Origin of the sequence: Brachybacterium sp. SW0106-09, assembly GCF_001293905.1 — a bacterium.
In the GTDB taxonomy this organism is placed as follows: Bacteria; Actinomycetota; Actinomycetes; order Actinomycetales; family Dermabacteraceae; genus Brachybacterium; species Brachybacterium conglomeratum.
Window position 1 is genome coordinate 1 of the sequence record NZ_BCAK01000039.1, and the last position, 15,545, is coordinate 15,545.

Sequence of the window (15,545 nt, forward strand, 5' to 3'; positions counted from 1 at the left end):
GGAGCCCGGTGCGGTGCTCGGCGGCTTCGCGGCGGCCCGGCGCCGGCGCGCGCGGTGCGGACGCGCGGCAGGCGCGCCCTCGGCGTCGACCGCGGCCTGCTCGCCGGTGACCATGAGCGGCGGCGCGATCAGCGGATCGTCGGCCCCGGGGCCGAAGAGCGGGCGGTCGTCGGCCTCGCGCGGGGAGATCCGCCCGCTCGGCTCCACGCGCAGGTGGTGACGCACGTCGGGCTCGACGATGACCACGTCGAGCTCCTCGTCGGCGCTCTTGGCGGAGGTGATGAAGACCTGCTTGACCCGGTCCCGGACCTCGGGGAGGTCGGCCCCGGAGACCTCGACGGACTCGTCCGCGAGATGCACCGTGGCGGTCGTCTCGGAGGTGATGCGCGCCTGCGCGATCATCTGGTCATCCCTTCCATGCTGAGCGCCGCCGGACGGGGTCCGCGGCAGAGGTCCGGAACCACTCTACGGGCGCGGCGGCCCCCTCCCGCGCCTACAGTGGCGGCGTGCACATCACGTCCCTCAGCGACCCGGCCGTGCCCGGTGCGGACGAGGACGCGGCGGGGGTGCTGGGCGAGGTCGCCGTGGTCCTGGACGGGGCCGGGGTGCCCGCCCGCTTCCGCTCCGGCTGCCGCCACGGCGTCGCCTGGTTCTCCCACTCCCTCGCCGCCCGTCTTCTCGCCCGCGCCCAGGATCCCGCCGTCCCGCTCGCCGACGCCCTCGCCGCCGCGATCGGCGAGGTCCGCTCCCTGCACGAGCACGAGTGCGACCTCGAGGCGGGCGGCCCGTCGGCCACCGTCGCCGCGGTGCGCCGCACCGGGACGCATCTCGAGCACCTCGTGCTCTGCGACGCCTCCCTGCTCCTGGAGCACTGCGACGGCTCCGTCGTGCGCCTGACCGACCGGCGGATCGAGGAGGTGGTGCGCCGCGAGCGCGGCGCCGAGGCGATCGAGGCGTGCCGCAACGCCCCCGGCGGCTTCTGGGTCGCCCGTCACGAGCCGGCGGCCGCGGACGAGGCGCTGACGGGCCGGGTCCCGCTCGCGGACCTCGCGGCCGTCCATCTGCTCAGCGACGGCGTGACCCGGGCGGTGGAGCTGCTGGGGCTGCACGACGACGTCTCGCTCGCTCGCGCCCTCTGCACGGCTCCGCGGGCGGTGATCTCCTCGATCCGGCGAGCGGAGGACGCGCTGGACCCGGAGCGGGCACCGCGCAAGCGCCACGACGACGCGACCTCGCTCACCCTCCATCTCCGAGCGCCCACCACGGGGGATCGGGCATCTCGGACCAATCGCCCCTGAGGTGCGGCTGGGAGAACCGTGCATGCACGGTGGGAGCGCGGAGCTGACGTCGAGGGTGACCGGAGCGCCGACCATCCGGCCGGGCGACGGTGCCGCGTCCGCGAAGTGCCTTCCGACCGCGTCTCTTGACGCTTTCATGGGGATCGCTCGACCTTTTCCCGGCGTGTCGTCCGAGCTATGTTTCCTGCACGTCACCTGCAAGAACAGGGCATCCCCGTGCGTTTACAGACGGCGATCCAGGGCCTAGACTCGGTGTCACGACGTCGTTCGGAAAGGCGTCGCGAGCCCCAGCGGGGAGCGTGACGTGAAGAACGGACGGAGTCGGTCTTCGGAGGATGAAACCCCCGCGTTCGGCTGGTAGTGTTCCGAGCGTCGGAAGACATTGAAAATTTGAGAGATGTGCCGTTCCTCAAGACCCCCCTCATGGGGAGCGGCCGGACGGGCGACAATGCCAGGTTCCCCCACCTGTGGCCGCCCGTCCAGCCTGTTCGCCCGCACCCACCCCTGACGGACGACAGGCCTGACGAGCGGTCCGTGAGCCCCCGACACTGTCGGCTGAGAGTTCCGGGCCGCTCGTCGCATTCCATGGCGGTTCCCCGCCGGTCCCGCGCAGCTCACGGCACGGCAGACGCGGCTGGGGCACGGCAGGCGCAGCCGCAGAGCGGCGGACGTGGCCGGAGCGCGGCGCGCCGGGTCCGGAGCGGGGACGACCCCGCCCGGCCCGGCGCCTCCGTGCCTCAGGACCCCAGGACCGCGACGTCGCTGCCCGGGTCCAGGCGGTAGCCGGCGCCGCGCACCGTCGAGATCAGGCGGCGGTAGCGGCCGAGCTTGGTGCGCACGCGGCGCACGTGCACGTCGACAGTGCGCTCACCGGTGTCCTCGGGCGCATCGGCCCAGACCGACTCCATGAGCTCGGTGCGGGAGATGGTGCGGCGCGAGTCGCGGGCCAGCTTGGCCAGCAGCTCGAACTCCTTGTGGGTGAAGTCCACATCCTGCCCGTCGATTCGCACCCGACGGCCGAACAGGTCGATGACCAGCGAGTCCTCGGGAGCCAGCGAGGGGCTCGTGGGGCTGACGGCGGTGGCCTGCAGCTGGCGGCGGCGGGCCGCCTCCGCGTCGCGGCGCGCCGGCGAGTTCGGGGAGACGATCCCCTTGCGGCGCGGCCGCAGCGGGCTCACCGCGGCGGCGCCCTGGGCGCGGGGCGGCAGGGGACGGGTAGTGCCGCGGCCGGTCGCGGCGAAGGGACGGGGGCTGTCCACCGAGACCGTGGTGCGGCCGTCGCGGGCGGCGACCAGGCGCTGGGCCCGGGTGCGCAGCTCGTCGGCGATGAGCGCGGCCTCGACGTCACCGGTCCCGGCGGGCAGGGAGACCGACACCGTGATGGTGACGGCGTCCTCGGTGACGACGGGGCGCGAGGCGGTCCCGCCCACCCGCTGCAGGCGGGGAGCCGCGGACCGGGTATGCGCGGCGGTGCTGGTGGTGGGGCGATCCAGGGCGATGGTCATGATGCGAGTTCTCCGAGATGCGGCGCGTCCTGCGCGGCGGGCGGTGGGCCCGGGATCCCTGGGTGATCGACGCCTGGGGCGGATCGGTGAGGGGTGTGCTCCCGGTGGCACCTGGAGCCCGCGCCCTCCGGCCGGCTCCTGTCAGCCGATCTCGGAGAGGTCGTGAGCGCTCAGAGGCTCGGCTGACGATGCATCATCGGCATCATCATCATGAACATCATCGCGCGCATGCCGGAGCGGACCACCCGGGGGGCGGTCTCGCGGTGCGCGGCGATCGAGGTCATGTCTACGAGCATGCCCCGTCCCGTCCCGAGGGGCAAGCGCCTGTTCACATTTCGGGACGGCGACGGGGCGTCAGGGTCCTGCGTCGAGGCCCTCGCGGAGGGCCTTCGTGCAGGTCAGTGGCCGCGTTCTCAGTCGACGACGCCGAAGAGGCGGTCGCCGGCGTCGCCCAGGCCGGGCACGATGTAGCCCTTCTCGTTCAGCTTCTCGTCGATCGCGGCGGTGACGACGGTGAGGTCGATCGCGGGGTCCAGCTGCTCCTCGAGCGCCTTCAGGCCCTCCGGGGCGCACAGCAGCGTCACGCACGTGATGTCCTTCGCGCCGCGCTCGTGGAGGTACTCGCAGGAGGCGATGAGGGTGTGGCCGGTGGCGAGCATCGGGTCCAGCACGAAGCACTGCCGTCCGGAGAGGTCCTCGGGCAGACGGTTCGCGTAGGTGGTGACCTCGAGGGTCTCGTCGTTGCGGACCATGCCCAGGAAGCCCACCTCGGCGGTGGGCAGCAGGCGGGTGAGGCCGTCCAGCATGCCCAGGCCCGCGCGGAGGATCGGCACCACCATCGGCTTGGGGTTCGTCAGGCGGGTGCCGGTCATCGTGGTCACCGGCGTCTCGATCTCCACCGGCGCGGTGGCGACGTTGCGGGTCGCCTCGTAGGCCAGCAGGGTCACCAGCTCGTCGGCGAGCTGGCGGAACACCGAGGAATGGGTGGCGCGATTGCGCAGCACCGACAGCTTGTGGGCGACGAGGGGGTGGTCGATCTCCAGAACGCGCATGGGAGGGAATCTACCGGAGGGCGCCCCGTGCCACGCCGCGCAGGGCCGACCGGCGGCCCGGGGGAGAGGATGGTCTCGCGCCCCGGGCTGCTCGGGGCAGGGAGCGCGGGAGAATGAGCGTATGACCGACGCCCCGGCCACCCCGACACCACCCGGTTTCCCGGCATCCCTTCCGAGCGATGACGAGCTGATGGGCCTCGCGCTCGCCGAGGCCCGTGCCGCCGCCGAGCGCGAGCCCGCCGACGTGCCCATCGGCGCCGTCGTCCTCGGGGCCGACGGCGAGGTCCTCGCCACCGCCGGTAACCGGCGCGAGGCCGACGAGGACCCCACCGCCCATGCCGAGATCCTCGCCCTGCGCGCCGCGGCCCGCGCGACCGGGCGCTGGAACCTCACCGGCGCCACCCTCGTCGTCACCCTCGAGCCGTGCACCATGTGCGCGGGCGCGATCGTGCTCTCCCGCGTGCAGCGGGTGGTCGTCGGGGCGATGGATCCCAAGGCAGGGGCCGCCGGCTCTCTCTACGACCTGGTGCGCGAGCCGCGGCTGAACCACCGCGTCGAGCTCACCACCGGGGTGCGCGGGCAGGAGTGCGGCGGCCTGCTGCGCGACTTCTTCCGCGCCCGTCGGAAGCGCTGACGCCCCCGCGAGAGCGGATCCGCCGCAGACTGCATGTCGCCGCCACCTCGAGAGGTCCTGCGTGCGAGATCGAGGGTCCGCACTCCGAGACAGCCGTCTAGAGTGGCCCCGCGGGCCCGCCCGCACCGTCCCGCCCCGATCGACCCCGCACGCCCGCCGGTCGCCGCCGCCCGACCCGGGACCAGGAGCACGCATGCACACCGCCTCTTCCGCCGCACCGCCCGGCGCCGTCGTCGCCGAGGACGTCTCGAAGGTCTTCTTCTCCGGCGCCGACCCCGTCTGGGCGCTCGAGGACTTCTCCCTGACCCTCGAGCCCGGCTCCTTCACCTGCATCGTCGGCCCGTCCGGCTGCGGGAAGTCGACCTTCCTGCGCATCCTGGGCGGGCTCGAGGAGCGCACCGTCGGCTCCGTGACGATGCCGGACGAGGGCCACCGGATCCCCGCCGCCTTCGTGTTCCAGGAGCACGGCGTCTTCCCCTGGATGACCGTGCGGGAGAACGTCTCCTTCGGCCTGCGGATGACCGGCACCGGCACGGCTGAGCGCCGGCGCATCGCCGACGACTGGCTCGCCCGGGTGCGCCTGACCGACTTCGCGGACTCCTACCCCCATCAGCTCTCCGGCGGCATGCGCCAGCGCGTCGCGATCGCCCGCGCCTTCGCGACCGGCTCCCCGGTGCTGCTCATGGACGAGCCGCTCGGTGCGCTCGACGCCCAGACCCGCATGCTCATGCAGGAGGAGCTCATCGCCCTGTGGGAGGCCGAGCGCAAGACCGTCCTCATGGTCACCCACGACATCGACGAGGCGATCGTCCTCTCCGACCGTGTGATCGTGATGTCCGGCCGTCCCGGCACCCTCCGCGAGGACATCACCGTCCCCTTCGACCGTCCGCGCTCCTTCGAGATCGAGCGCGATCCCGAGTACGCGGCGCTGCGCTCGCGCATCTGGGACCTGCTGCGCGAGGACGCGCGCACCGCCGAGGAGACCGCATGAGCACCGCCCCCGCCCCCGCCCCCCACCCCGCGACCACGGCCGACGGCCGCGAGCAGCGCACCCTCGTCGCCGCCCGGGAGCAGCGCGCCCGCGACCGGCGCCTGGCCACCCGAGACCTGGTCCTCTCGATCGCGACGCCGATCCTGCTGCTGGTGCTGTGGGAGCTCTGTGCGCGCGTGGAGATCATCGACCCGCGTTTCTTCCCGCCGCCCACCCGCATCGTCGCCGCCGGCGGGGAGATGCTGGTCAGCGGCGAGCTGTGGCAGCACACCGCGCCCACCCTGATGCGACTCGCCGTCGGCGGCGGCCTCGGCGCGCTGTGCGGGATCGTGGTCGGCCTGCTGATGGGCTCCTCCCGCGCGCTGAACGCCGCGCTCGGCCCGCTGTTCTCCGCGCTCTACCCGCTGCCGAAGATCGCGATCTTCCCGATCCTGCTGATGATCTTCGGCCCCACCGAGCTGCCGAAGATCATCGCCGTGTTCATCACGACCTTCTTCATCATGCAGATCAACACCGTCTCCGGCGTGTGGGCGATCGACCGCAAGCTCCTCGAGGCCGGCGCCGCCTACGGCGCCACCGGCCTCTCCCGCTTCCGCCACGTGATCCTGCCCGGGGCGATGCCCTTCGTGTTCTCCGGGCTGAAGACCGCCACCGGCACCGCCGTCGTGGTGGTCACCGCTGTCGAGTTCACCGGCGCGACCACCACCGGGCTCGGCTACCTGATCTGGAACTCCTGGCAGCTGTTCATCCCGGAGAAGCTCTACGTGGGCCTGGTCGTCATCGGACTGATCGGCGCCCTGGTCACCACGATCCTCAGCCGCTCCGAGAAGCTGCTGCTGCCCTGGCGCCGAGAGCGCTGACCCCCACCTCCCACCCCACCACCTGCACCCCCAGGAGCACCGATGCGACGACGCACCCTTCTCTCCCTCACCGCCGCCACCGCCCTCGGCGGCGCCCTGACCGCCTGCGGCTCCGCCATCACCGGCGAGGACTCCTCCGGCGGCTCCGGCGGCGCCGCCGGCACCGTGCGCGTGGGCCACCTGCCCTCGGCCCTGTTCGCGCCGCTGTACGTCGCCGACGCGATGGGCTACTTCGAGGAGGAGGGCGTCACCCTCGAGCTCACCCCGCTGAAGTCCGGCCAGGACGGCGTGCCGATGCTGTCCAACGACCAGCTCGACGTGATGGTCGCCGGGTTCAGCGCCGGGATGTTCAACGCCCTCGAGCAGGGCGTGGCCTTCAAGGTCGTCGGCTCCATGGGCATCTCCCCGGGCGACCCCGAGAACTCGCCCACCGCGCTCGAGGTCCGCCAGGACCTCCTCGACGACGGCACCGTCAGCGAGATCGCGGACCTCAAGGGGCGCACCATCGGCGTGGCCGGCGGACCCGGCGCGACCGGCGGCTACCTGCTCGCGGCGATGCTCGACGAGGGCGGGCTGACCCTGAACGACGTGGAGATCTCCAACCTCGCCACCCCCGACCAGGAGCCGGCGCTCACCAACGGCTCCGTCGACGCGGCGACCCCGTCGGCCCCCTTCTCCTCCTCGATCGAGGAGGCCGGGATCGCCTCCCCGCTCGCGGTCCCCGCCAAGGGCACCACCGGCACGGGCGTGATGTACTCCGAGACCTTCGTCGGCGCCGAGCAGGCGCAGGGCTTCTTCACCGCGCTGGCCAAGGGCGCCCAGGAGCTCTCGGCCGACGGGAAGCAGACCTACGAGGTCTACCAGATCCTCGCCGACACCCTCGGCCAGGACATCGAGGTGCTGAAGGCCTCCCCGATGTACACCTACCTGCCGGATCTCGCCCCGCAGCCCGATCAGCTCGAGGCGATGCAGTCCGTGTGGATCGACGCCGAGCAGATCACCTACACGGAGCCGCTGGACATCGCCGGCATCGTCGACGCGAGCTTCGCGGAGGGCGCGGCGGGCTGAGTCGCCTCCGCGGGCCTCAGATCCAGCCCTGGCGGCGGGCGATCGCGGCGGCCTCGTGCCGGTTCGAGGCCTGCAGCTTCGCCTGGGCGCTGGAGAGGTAGTTGCGCACGGTCCCCGGGGCCAGATGGGCGCGGCGGGCGATCTGCTCGACGGGGGCGCCGTCGGCCGCGAACTCGAGCACGTCCGCCTCGCGCGGAGTGAGCGGGGAGTCGCCCGAGGAGATCGTCTCCGCGGCCAGCTCGGGGTCGATCGCGCGGCGCCCCGCGGCGACGGCCCGGACCGCACGCGCGAGCTGCTCGGCCGAGGTCGTCTTCGGCAGGAAGCCCAGCACCCCCTGTGCGAGGGCGCGCTTGAGATAGCCGGGCCGCGCATGCGAGGTGAGGATCAGGCAGCGGGTCGCGGGGGAGGCCTCCGCGATCTGCTCGCACAGCTCGAGCCCGTCGCCGTCGGGCAGCTGCAGGTCCACCACGGCGATGTCCGGCGTGGTCTCGGCGATCAGCCGCGCGCCCTCGGCGACCGTCCCGGCCTCGCCGAGCACCTCGAGGTCCTCCTCGAGGGACAGCATCGTCGCGAGCGCCGAGCGGATCAGGTGCTCGTCGTCGACGAGCACCACGCGCAGCGGGCGAGCAGGGGCATCGGTCATCGGGATCCTCCGGTCGGGGTGAAGCGGACGTCGAGGGTGAAGGTGCCACCCTCGCGGCGAACCTCCAGGGTCGCCTCGTCCTCGAGGCGCTCGCGCATCCCGGTCAGCCCGCTGCCCTCCCGGATCTCGGCCTCCTCGGGCGCGCCGTCGTTGACCATCGTGACGCCGCCCGCGCGGAGGGTGATCTCCACGGCCGACGGGTCGGCATGGCGCAGGATATTCGTCCCGCCCTCTCGCAGCACCCAGGCGGCGGTGCCGGCCCGGGCCGCGGGGACGTCCTCGGCGGCGCCGTGGACCGTGACCTCCACGTGCGCGGACCGCAGAAGGGATGCAGTGCCCTGCAGCTCGGTCGCGAGATCCGCCTCGCGGTAGCCGCGCACGAGCGAGCGGATCTCGGCGAGCGAGGTGCGGGCGATCTGCGCCGCCTCCCGGCCGTGCTCCGCGGCGCGGGGGTCGCCGCGCTCGGCCAGCTGCGCCACCAGCTCGGTCTTCACGGCGATCACGGACAGGTCGCGACCGGTGACGTCGTGCAGGTCGCGGGCGAAGCGCAGCCGCTCCTCGGCGACGGCGAGCTGGGCCTGCGCCTCGCGGGCGTCGTCGAGCTCGCGCACCATCGCCGCCAGCCACAGGGAGATCCGCACCGTGAGCACCACGGCGAGCAGCAGCGCGCCGGTGGGGAAGGCGACGGGGGCGGAGAGCCCGAACGCCATCGCGATCACCGTCGTCGCGACCGCCACCGCCGCCCCGATCTGCCAGCGCCATCGCAGGAGCGCTGCGGCGGCGAGCAGCGTGAGCGAGGCGACGAGCACGGGGCCGCGGAGAGGCCGAGCAGCTGCAGCAGCACGATGACGGCTGACGGCACCGCGGTGGCGAGCAGCGAGCGGTCCGCCGGGATGCTGCCCACCTGCGGGAGGTCCCAGCGGTCCCGCGCCTCGGGCAGCGCGGCCGCCGACCACAGTGCGAGCGCCCGGTGCCCGGACCAGGCGCCGACCACCATCTGCACGATCAGCACCGCGGTCGCCGCCGGGGCCTCGGCCAGCAGCGCGGGCACCGGGGTGCCGAACGCGAGCAGGACGCCCAGCGGAAAGATCGCCTGGATGAGCACGACCGACCACGCCGTGTAGGCGTAGAACACGCTCCACTGGCGTGCGGTGCGGGTCTCCACAGCGGTTCTCCCTTCGGCGTAGGAATGGTCGACGAGCTGGGGCGAAGCGTATCCGCTCAGCCGATCGCGGCGAGGAACAGGCCGCCGAAGGCGCCGAAGGCGATGCCCCACAGGACGATCGAGACGCCCATCCAGAGGTAGACCCGGCCTCGCTCGGCACCGAGCGCGACCAGCGCGGGGCCGGAGATCTGCGAGGCGACCACGAACGGCCCCAGCAGGCACACCCCGGGCACTCCGTACTTCTCCATCGCCGCGGCGACCTTGGCTCGGAAGCGGGAGGGGCTGGGCTCCTCGACGGAGCGGCCCCCGTGCTTCCGACGACCCTGGGCGATCGCGTCCCGGGTGCGGCCGGCGAGCGCGATCACCACGAAGGTCGCCACCAGGTTCCCCAGCACCGCTGCGGGGATCGCGAGGGCCGGGTGGATGCCGAGGGTGGTACCCAGGAAGGAGCCGAGATAGCTCTCGATGAAGGGGACCGCTCCGGCGGGGACGAGCGCGAGCACCTGCTGCCACGGCTCGAGGCCGGAGACGAGGTCGTGGAGCTGGACGAGGAGGTCCTGGAACATGGGTGGGGTCCTTCCGGGTGGCTGATGGTTCCAGCCTCCCCGTGCACGGCGCTGCGCGGCAGGGCGCGGTGTCATCGACCGGGATGCGTCTGTCACGGCCCGCCCATGACAGATGTCAGACCGCACGGCGTGGCCCCGTCCACATGGGGACCTGCAGGTCTGTGACGTTTGTTGCGGCAGATGAACGCGTGCTCGGCGTGCGGGGCGCTCGATGCTTGAATTCTGGGGTGATCACTCTCGACGCTCTGCGCAAGGTCTTCCCCGCACCCGGCGGCGGAGACCCCGTCGTCGCGCTCGACGGGATCGACCTCCACCTCGCGCCGGGCCGCATCCACGGGATCGTCGGTCGCTCCGGGGCGGGCAAGTCCACGCTCATCCGCTGCCTGACCGGGCTGGAGAAGCCCACCTCGGGCCGGGTCGAGATCGACGGCACCGACATCGCCGCGCTCGAGGGCGCCCAGCTGCGCGCCGCCCGGCGGAACATCGGGATGGTCTTCCAGCACGCGAACCTGCTGGACTCCCGCACCGCCGCCCAGAACATCGCCCACCCGCTCGAGATCGCCGGGGTGCCCCGCGCCGAGCGCGAGCGCCGCGTCGCCGAGCTGGTCGAGCTCGTGGGGCTCACCGGCCGCGAGCACAACCATCCCGCGCAGCTCTCGGGCGGGCAGATCCAGCGCGTCGGCATCGCGCGCGGCCTCGCCGCCGAGCCGAAGGTGCTGCTGTGCGACGAGCCGACCAGCGCCCTGGACGGCACCACCACCCGGCAGATCCTGCGCCTGCTCGCCGACCTGCGCGAGCGTCTCGGCATCACGGTGGTGATCATCACCCACGAGATGGGCGTGGTGCGCGAGGTGTGCGACACCGTCACCCTGCTCCAGGACGGACGGATCACCCAGAGCGGCGACCTGCTCGAGGTCGCCGCCGATCCGCACGGCCCCCTCAGCGCCGAGCTGATCCCGCTCCCGCCGGCTCCTACCGGCATCGAGGCGCTGGTCGTGAACTGCGACTACGGCGACTCCGAGCGCTTCCGCGCCACAGATGACCTGATCCGTCTGGCCGAGACGTACGAGGCCGAGGCGACCCTCGTCGCCGGCACCATCGAGACCATCGGCGGCCGCCAGGTGGGGCGGGTCCAGCTCGCCCTGCGCAACCGTTCCGGACAGCCGATCTCCCGCCAGGGGCTCGATGACTTCCTCGCCGAGCTCGAGAGCGCCGGCGTCGTCGCGAAGGAGGTGACCGCATGATCGAGTGGCTCGACAACCCCGTATTCACCACCTGGGACTCCAACACCTCGCTGTGGTCCAACACCCTGATCACCCTGTACATGACCGTGGGGACCATGATGTTCTCCACCCTCATCGGTGTTCCGCTGGGCCTGCTGCTCTTCGAGACCTCCGGCGCCCGCGGCGGTCTCGCCCGCTGGGTGAACCGCGTCGTCGGCTTCGTCGTGAACGTCGGGCGGTCCTTCCCGTTCATCATCCTGATCATCGCGCTGATCCCCGTCACCCGCTTCATCGTGGGTCGCGTGACCGGGCCGAACGCCGCGATGTTCGCGCTCGCGATCTCCGCGATCCCGTTCCTCGCCCGTCTCATCGAGATCAACCTGCGCGAGATCTCCGCCGGGAAGGTCGAGGCGGTGCAGATGATGGGCGCCACCCGCTGGCAGATCATCCGACAGGTCCTGCTGCCGGAGGCGCTGCCCGGCATCATCGGCTCGCTGACCACCACCACGATCGCCGTCATCGGCTACACCGCCATGGCCGGCACCGTGGGCGGCAAGGGCCTGGGCGACCTCGCGATCCGCAACGGCTACCAGAGCTACGACAACGTGGTCATGGTCGCGACCGTGGTCGTGCTGGTGGTCATCGTGATCGCCGTCCAGGCGCTCGGCTCCGCCCTCTCCCGCGCCGTCGACCACCGCGCCGCGGCCCGCTGACCTGCTTCATCCCACCCACGTCGAGAAGGACATCCCCATGACCCACATCTCCCGCCGCACCACTCTGCTCGCCTCCGGCGCGGGCCTCGCCGCGCTCGCCCTCGCCGCCTGCGGCGCCGGCGGCAACGAGGGGCCGACGGAGGAGAACGGCGTGGCCACGATCCGCATCGGCGCCTCCCCGGCCCCGCACGCCCAGATCCTCCAGTTCGTCCAGGACAACCTCGCCGAGGGCGCGGGCCTCTCGCTCGAGATCAGCGAGTACACCGACTACCAGCTGCCCAACCAGGCGCTGAACGACGGCGACCTCGACGCGAACTTCTACCAGACCCCCGCCTTCCTCGAGGGCCAGATGTCCGAGAAGGGCTACGACTTCCACGCCTTCGAGGGCATCCACGTGGAGCCCCTCGGCGTCTACTCCGAGACCCTCACCTCGCTCGACGAGCTGCAGGACGGGGACGAGGTCGCGATCGCGAACGACCCCACCAACCGCGGCCGCGGCCTGGACCTGCTCGCCGCCAACGGCGTGATCACCCTCGCCGACGGCGTCGCCCCCACCTCGGCCACCACCGGCGACATCGCCGAGAACCCGAAGAACCTGCAGTTCACCGAGCTCGAGGCCGCCCAGATCCCGCGCTCCCTCGCCGACTTCGCGATCGCCGTCGTCAACGGCAACTACGCCCTCGAGGCGGGCCTGAACCCCTCCGAGGAGGCCATCGTCATCGAGGAGGGCGAGGGCAACCCGAACGCGAACATGATGGTGGTGCGCACCGCCGACGCGGAGAACGAGGCCCTCGTGAAGCTCGACGAGCTGCTCCACAGCGACGACGTCCGCTCCTTCATCGAGGAGACCTACACCGACGGCTCAGTCATCCCCGCCTTCTGAGCACCCGCTCGCTGAGTAGCCTGGGGCGATGAGCCCCGAGCCGCAGCAGCGACCCCTGTCCGGCCGGAAGGCCCTGATCACGGGAGCGAGCCGAGGGATCGGCGCCGACATCGCCCGCGCCTTCGCGGCGGCCGGCGCCGATCTCGTGCTCACCGCCCGTGACGGCGCCTCCCTCGAGGCGCCCGCCGAGCGCCTGGGCGCTGAGCACGGCGTCCGCACGGCGGTCTTCACCGCGGACCTCGCCGACCCGGACGTCCCGGACCGCCTCTGGGACGAGGCGAACGGGCTGATGGACGGCCTGGACGTGCTGGTGAACAATGCCGGCCTCTCCCATCCGGAGACTGTCGAGACGCTGGAGACCGCCCACTTCGACGAGACGCTGCAGGTGAAACTGCGCGCGCCAGCGCTGCTCGCGGCGCGGGCCGGCGCGGCGATGGCCGCGTCAAGCGGCGGTGCGATCGTCACGATCGCCTCCGCCGCCGCGCTGCGCCCGCTGGCCGAACACTACGCCTCCTCGACCGCGAAGACCGGCCTGGTGATGGCCACCCGCACCCTCGCCCTCGAGCTGGGGGAGCGGGGCGTGCGCGCCAACTCGATCTGCCCCACCGTGGTGCTCACCGACATGGGGAAGACGGCGTGGGGCGAGCAGCCGGAGAAGGCCGCCCCGATGCTCGCCCGGATCCCGCAGTCCCGCTTCGCCCAGCCCCGCGAGGTCTCCGACGTCGCGGTCTGGCTCGCCTCGGACGCCGCCTCGATGGTCAACGGCGCCGAGATCCCGGTCGACGGCGGGTACCTGGTCAGCTGAGCGCCGGGCCGGGGCCCGTCAGAGCAGCTCCGTCGCCCCCAGCTGATCCAGCAGCCAGGCGAGCTCGTAGGCCCGAACCGCACCGAGGATCACGGGGTCGCTGCGGTGACCACGTCGAGAGTTGAGGCTGCGGTCGGCTGCATCGCCTCTGAGAGCGCATTGACGCAGGAGACCACCCCCCACAGCACGAGCACGATCAGCAGCGCTAGGAGCGCGAGCCGGACGATCAACCAGATCGTCCGGCGTCTCCGTCGGCGCTGCTCGGCCGTGGGCTGCGCGGACTCATCCCTCTGCGGAGGCGTGAGGACGTCAGGGGGCGGCTGTTCGCTCATGATTCCTTCTGAAGAGGTGGGGCATGCTGGTGATCTCAGAGCTCCTGCTTCGCTCGCGCGATCTCGTCGCGGGCGGTGTCCTGCGCACGGGCGAGCGCGAGGGCGGCTGCGACGAGCGGCGCGACCACGTCCCGCCGGAAGCGTGCGGAGGCGGCGTCGTCCCACTCCTCGTGGACCGTGTCACCGACCGAGCGCAGGGAGGCGGCGGCCATGCGGATGTCGTTCATCGGGCGTCCTCCTCGAGGACCCGCGCAGGGATCCTGTCCATGCCGGCGCGGCGAGCCGCTGCGACGTGGCCGTGGCCTGAGAGGACTGTGATGGGAGAGCCGACCCGCAGCACGACGGGGTCCAGGCAGAGACGGTCCACAACTCCGCGGAGAGTGCGTTCCCCCGAGCGCCCTTCGCGCGCGTCCGAGGCCCGCACTTCCTGCTGCCAGTTCTCCCCGGAGAGCAGTTTCTCGACCACGTTCTCGAACCGTTCGATATCCCAACGATGCAGTGCCGTGCAGAGTTCGGCGGAGACCTCCTCGATCTCGGTGAGTCGCACCAGATCTAGTCCGAAGCGTCCCACCCAGGCCGGGGAGGACCCCCTCCCCGCGGAGCGTTCACCCGCGGAGCCGGTGCCGGAGCGCCCAGGGGCCGCCTCCGCGGAGCTGTAGGCGTCGATCGCCAGGTACTTGTCCAGGATGCCGGCGAGACGCCCGAGGGTGCGTCGGCCGGCGCTCACGGTGGCCGTACTCGCGGCGACGTAGGTGAGGGCGGCTGAGCGGTAGCGCGCGGCAGCCTCATGGATCCGCCGCCGGGCGGCAGAGCATCGATCACGGGCGTCCGTGGCCCGACGCAGCCGGGCGCGCGCCCCCTCCGTCTCGTGCTGGGCGCGCTGCTCGCGACTGCGAGCCTCGGACAGCCTGCCGCGTGCGCGATCGACCCGTGCACGTGCCGCGGCGGCGTAACGACTGTCGCTCGGCACCGAGGCGAGGGCCGCAGAGAACTCTGATTCCGCCGCAGCGCGCTCGGCCTGGGCGGAGTGCAGCTCGGAGCGTGCGGCGCGCAGCAGCTGCTCCGCACCCCGGACGTCCTGCTCGCGCCGATCGAGTGCCGCATCCGCCTCGGACCGGGCGTGGGCCATGTGACGACGGTTCTCGGCATCGGAGGCGATCATCGCCATCGAGAAGGCGGTGATCCCGGCCCGAGCACGGTCGAGAGCGTGCCTGCTGGAATGAACCTGCGACATGGTCAGCGCAGGAACTCTCGCAGGGAACGCGCCTTGACGTCGACATGACGGGCGTGATCTCCGAGCGACGCGGAGAAGCGGCGCATTCCGCTCACCGCTTGGCGGACATCCGCGTCGATGCGGTCCTTGACCGAATCCCTCCAGTCGATGGTCTCCAACGTGCGCTCCAGCTCGCGGTTGAATCGATCGATCTCCTCCTGGATCCCGCGCAGGCGACGCGCGAACTTCTCGAGGTCCTCGGCGCTCGCATGGACTCGACTCATCCCAGGGCCCCTGTCTGTGTGGGAATGCCGGTTCGGTCGGCGAGGAGAGCTCGCCACTCCTCGAGCGGGGTGATCTCCGCCAGCTGCAGCTTCTCGGTGCGTCCGGTGTCCCGATCGTGCAGGACAGCCTGCCGGGGTCGGTGCGGGGGTGAGACTCCGGGCTCGAGGAACTCCGCGGCGTCCGGCTCCGGGACAGCTCCGATCAGACGGAGATCGATGGACCCCAGCGCCGTGCGGCTGAGCCGACGGGTGACGCCTGCGAGTGAATCGGCTGTAAGTGTTCGTGGTGGCCGGCCCGGGGCTGGCTGGC

The 15,545-nt window shown here is 72.3% G+C and carries 19 protein-coding genes and 1 pseudogene; 9 read left to right on the forward strand and 11 right to left on the reverse strand.

Annotated elements, in window-relative coordinates; all coding sequences use genetic code 11:
- A pseudogene (locus Y09_RS13515) lies at positions 1 to 402 on the reverse strand (chromosome partitioning protein); the annotation flags it as partial.
- Between the two features lie 104 nt (positions 403 to 506).
- On the opposite strand from Y09_RS13515, the gene Y09_RS13520 reads away from it, so the two are divergent.
- A complete protein-coding gene (locus tag Y09_RS13520; RefSeq protein WP_053918200.1) occupies positions 507 to 1,298 on the forward strand; it encodes a protein phosphatase 2C domain-containing protein in 792 nt (263 codons plus the stop codon).
- A 737-nt stretch (positions 1,299 to 2,035) separates the two neighbouring features.
- On the opposite strand, the gene Y09_RS13525 is transcribed toward Y09_RS13520, so the two are convergent.
- Both Y09_RS13525 and upp read right to left on the reverse strand, forming a co-directional pair.
- Positions 2,036 to 2,803, reverse strand: a complete 768-nt coding sequence (locus Y09_RS13525) for a winged helix-turn-helix domain-containing protein (RefSeq protein ID WP_053918201.1) — start codon at positions 2,801 to 2,803, stop codon at positions 2,036 to 2,038.
- Positions 2,804 to 3,216: 413 nt separating this feature from the next.
- Positions 3,217 to 3,855, reverse strand: coding sequence for a uracil phosphoribosyltransferase (gene upp / locus Y09_RS13530; protein ID WP_053918202.1), 639 nt, complete (start codon positions 3,853 to 3,855; stop codon positions 3,217 to 3,219).
- A 190-nt stretch (positions 3,856 to 4,045) separates the two neighbouring features.
- On the opposite strand from upp, the gene tadA reads away from it, so the two are divergent.
- From tadA to Y09_RS13550, 4 genes are all read left to right on the forward strand, one after another.
- Positions 4,046 to 4,489: a tRNA adenosine(34) deaminase TadA gene (tadA, locus tag Y09_RS13535; RefSeq protein ID WP_053918203.1), complete on the forward strand. Its 444-nt coding sequence runs from the start codon at positions 4,046 to 4,048 to the stop codon at positions 4,487 to 4,489.
- A gap of 193 nt (positions 4,490 to 4,682) precedes the next feature.
- Entirely contained in the window at positions 4,683 to 5,480 is a 798-nt protein-coding gene (locus Y09_RS13540; protein WP_053918204.1) for an ABC transporter ATP-binding protein, read from the forward strand.
- Positions 5,477 to 6,340, forward strand: coding sequence for an ABC transporter permease (locus tag Y09_RS13545; protein ID WP_053918205.1), 864 nt, complete (start codon positions 5,477 to 5,479; stop codon positions 6,338 to 6,340). Before Y09_RS13540 ends, Y09_RS13545 begins: the two co-directional genes overlap by 4 nt.
- Before the next feature lie 42 nt (positions 6,341 to 6,382).
- Positions 6,383 to 7,408 carry an ABC transporter substrate-binding protein gene (locus Y09_RS13550; protein WP_053918206.1) on the forward strand — a complete coding sequence of 342 codons (1,026 nt, stop codon included), beginning with the start codon at positions 6,383 to 6,385 and terminating at the stop codon, positions 7,406 to 7,408.
- A 16-nt stretch (positions 7,409 to 7,424) separates the two neighbouring features.
- On the opposite strand, the gene Y09_RS13555 is transcribed toward Y09_RS13550, so the two are convergent.
- From Y09_RS13555 to Y09_RS13570, 4 genes are read right to left on the reverse strand one after another with little or no spacing between them, the layout of a single operon-like run.
- Positions 7,425 to 8,051, reverse strand: a complete 627-nt coding sequence (locus tag Y09_RS13555; protein ID WP_053918207.1) for a response regulator transcription factor — start codon at positions 8,049 to 8,051, stop codon at positions 7,425 to 7,427.
- Positions 8,048 to 8,860: a sensor histidine kinase gene (locus Y09_RS13560; protein ID WP_053918208.1), complete on the reverse strand. Its 813-nt coding sequence runs from the start codon at positions 8,858 to 8,860 to the stop codon at positions 8,048 to 8,050. Before Y09_RS13560 ends, Y09_RS13555 begins: the two co-directional genes overlap by 4 nt.
- Positions 8,767 to 9,216 carry a hypothetical protein gene (locus Y09_RS17585; protein ID WP_053918209.1) on the reverse strand — a complete coding sequence of 150 codons (450 nt, stop codon included), beginning with the start codon at positions 9,214 to 9,216 and terminating at the stop codon, positions 8,767 to 8,769. Before Y09_RS17585 ends, Y09_RS13560 begins: the two co-directional genes overlap by 94 nt.
- 56 nt (positions 9,217 to 9,272) lie before the next feature.
- Positions 9,273 to 9,782, reverse strand: coding sequence for a hypothetical protein (locus tag Y09_RS13570; RefSeq protein ID WP_053918210.1), 510 nt, complete (start codon positions 9,780 to 9,782; stop codon positions 9,273 to 9,275).
- A 227-nt stretch (positions 9,783 to 10,009) separates the two neighbouring features.
- On the opposite strand from Y09_RS13570, the gene Y09_RS13575 reads away from it, so the two are divergent.
- The 4 genes from Y09_RS13575 to Y09_RS13590 are packed head-to-tail and all read left to right on the forward strand — an operon-like array spanning position 10,010 to position 13,406.
- Positions 10,010 to 11,026: a methionine ABC transporter ATP-binding protein gene (locus tag Y09_RS13575; protein ID WP_053918211.1), complete on the forward strand. Its 1,017-nt coding sequence runs from the start codon at positions 10,010 to 10,012 to the stop codon at positions 11,024 to 11,026.
- Positions 11,023 to 11,718 carry a methionine ABC transporter permease gene (locus Y09_RS13580; protein ID WP_053918212.1) on the forward strand — a complete coding sequence of 232 codons (696 nt, stop codon included), beginning with the start codon at positions 11,023 to 11,025 and terminating at the stop codon, positions 11,716 to 11,718. Before Y09_RS13575 ends, Y09_RS13580 begins: the two co-directional genes overlap by 4 nt.
- Before the next feature lie 37 nt (positions 11,719 to 11,755).
- Positions 11,756 to 12,601 (forward strand): MetQ/NlpA family ABC transporter substrate-binding protein, encoded by an 846-nt coding sequence (locus Y09_RS13585; protein ID WP_053918213.1) that lies wholly within the window; start codon positions 11,756 to 11,758, stop codon positions 12,599 to 12,601.
- A 28-nt stretch (positions 12,602 to 12,629) separates the two neighbouring features.
- Positions 12,630 to 13,406 carry an SDR family NAD(P)-dependent oxidoreductase gene (locus Y09_RS13590; protein ID WP_053918214.1) on the forward strand — a complete coding sequence of 259 codons (777 nt, stop codon included), beginning with the start codon at positions 12,630 to 12,632 and terminating at the stop codon, positions 13,404 to 13,406.
- Positions 13,407 to 13,495: 89 nt separating this feature from the next.
- Here Y09_RS13590 and Y09_RS13595 read toward each other — a convergent pair whose 3' ends face one another.
- From Y09_RS13595 to Y09_RS13610, 4 genes are read right to left on the reverse strand one after another with little or no spacing between them, the layout of a single operon-like run.
- A complete protein-coding gene (locus tag Y09_RS13595) occupies positions 13,496 to 13,738 on the reverse strand; it encodes a hypothetical protein (RefSeq protein WP_053918215.1) in 243 nt (80 codons plus the stop codon).
- A gap of 35 nt (positions 13,739 to 13,773) precedes the next feature.
- The gene (locus Y09_RS13600; protein ID WP_053918216.1) at positions 13,774 to 13,965 is read right to left on the reverse strand and encodes a hypothetical protein; all 192 of its coding nucleotides are present in this window, start codon (positions 13,963 to 13,965) and stop codon (positions 13,774 to 13,776) included.
- A complete protein-coding gene (locus Y09_RS13605; RefSeq protein WP_053918217.1) occupies positions 13,962 to 14,972 on the reverse strand; it encodes a hypothetical protein in 1,011 nt (336 codons plus the stop codon). Before Y09_RS13605 ends, Y09_RS13600 begins: the two co-directional genes overlap by 4 nt.
- Positions 14,973 to 14,974: 2 nt before the next feature.
- Positions 14,975 to 15,235, reverse strand: coding sequence for a hypothetical protein (locus Y09_RS13610; RefSeq protein ID WP_053918218.1), 261 nt, complete (start codon positions 15,233 to 15,235; stop codon positions 14,975 to 14,977).
- Between the last annotated feature and the right edge of the window lie 310 nt (positions 15,236 to 15,545).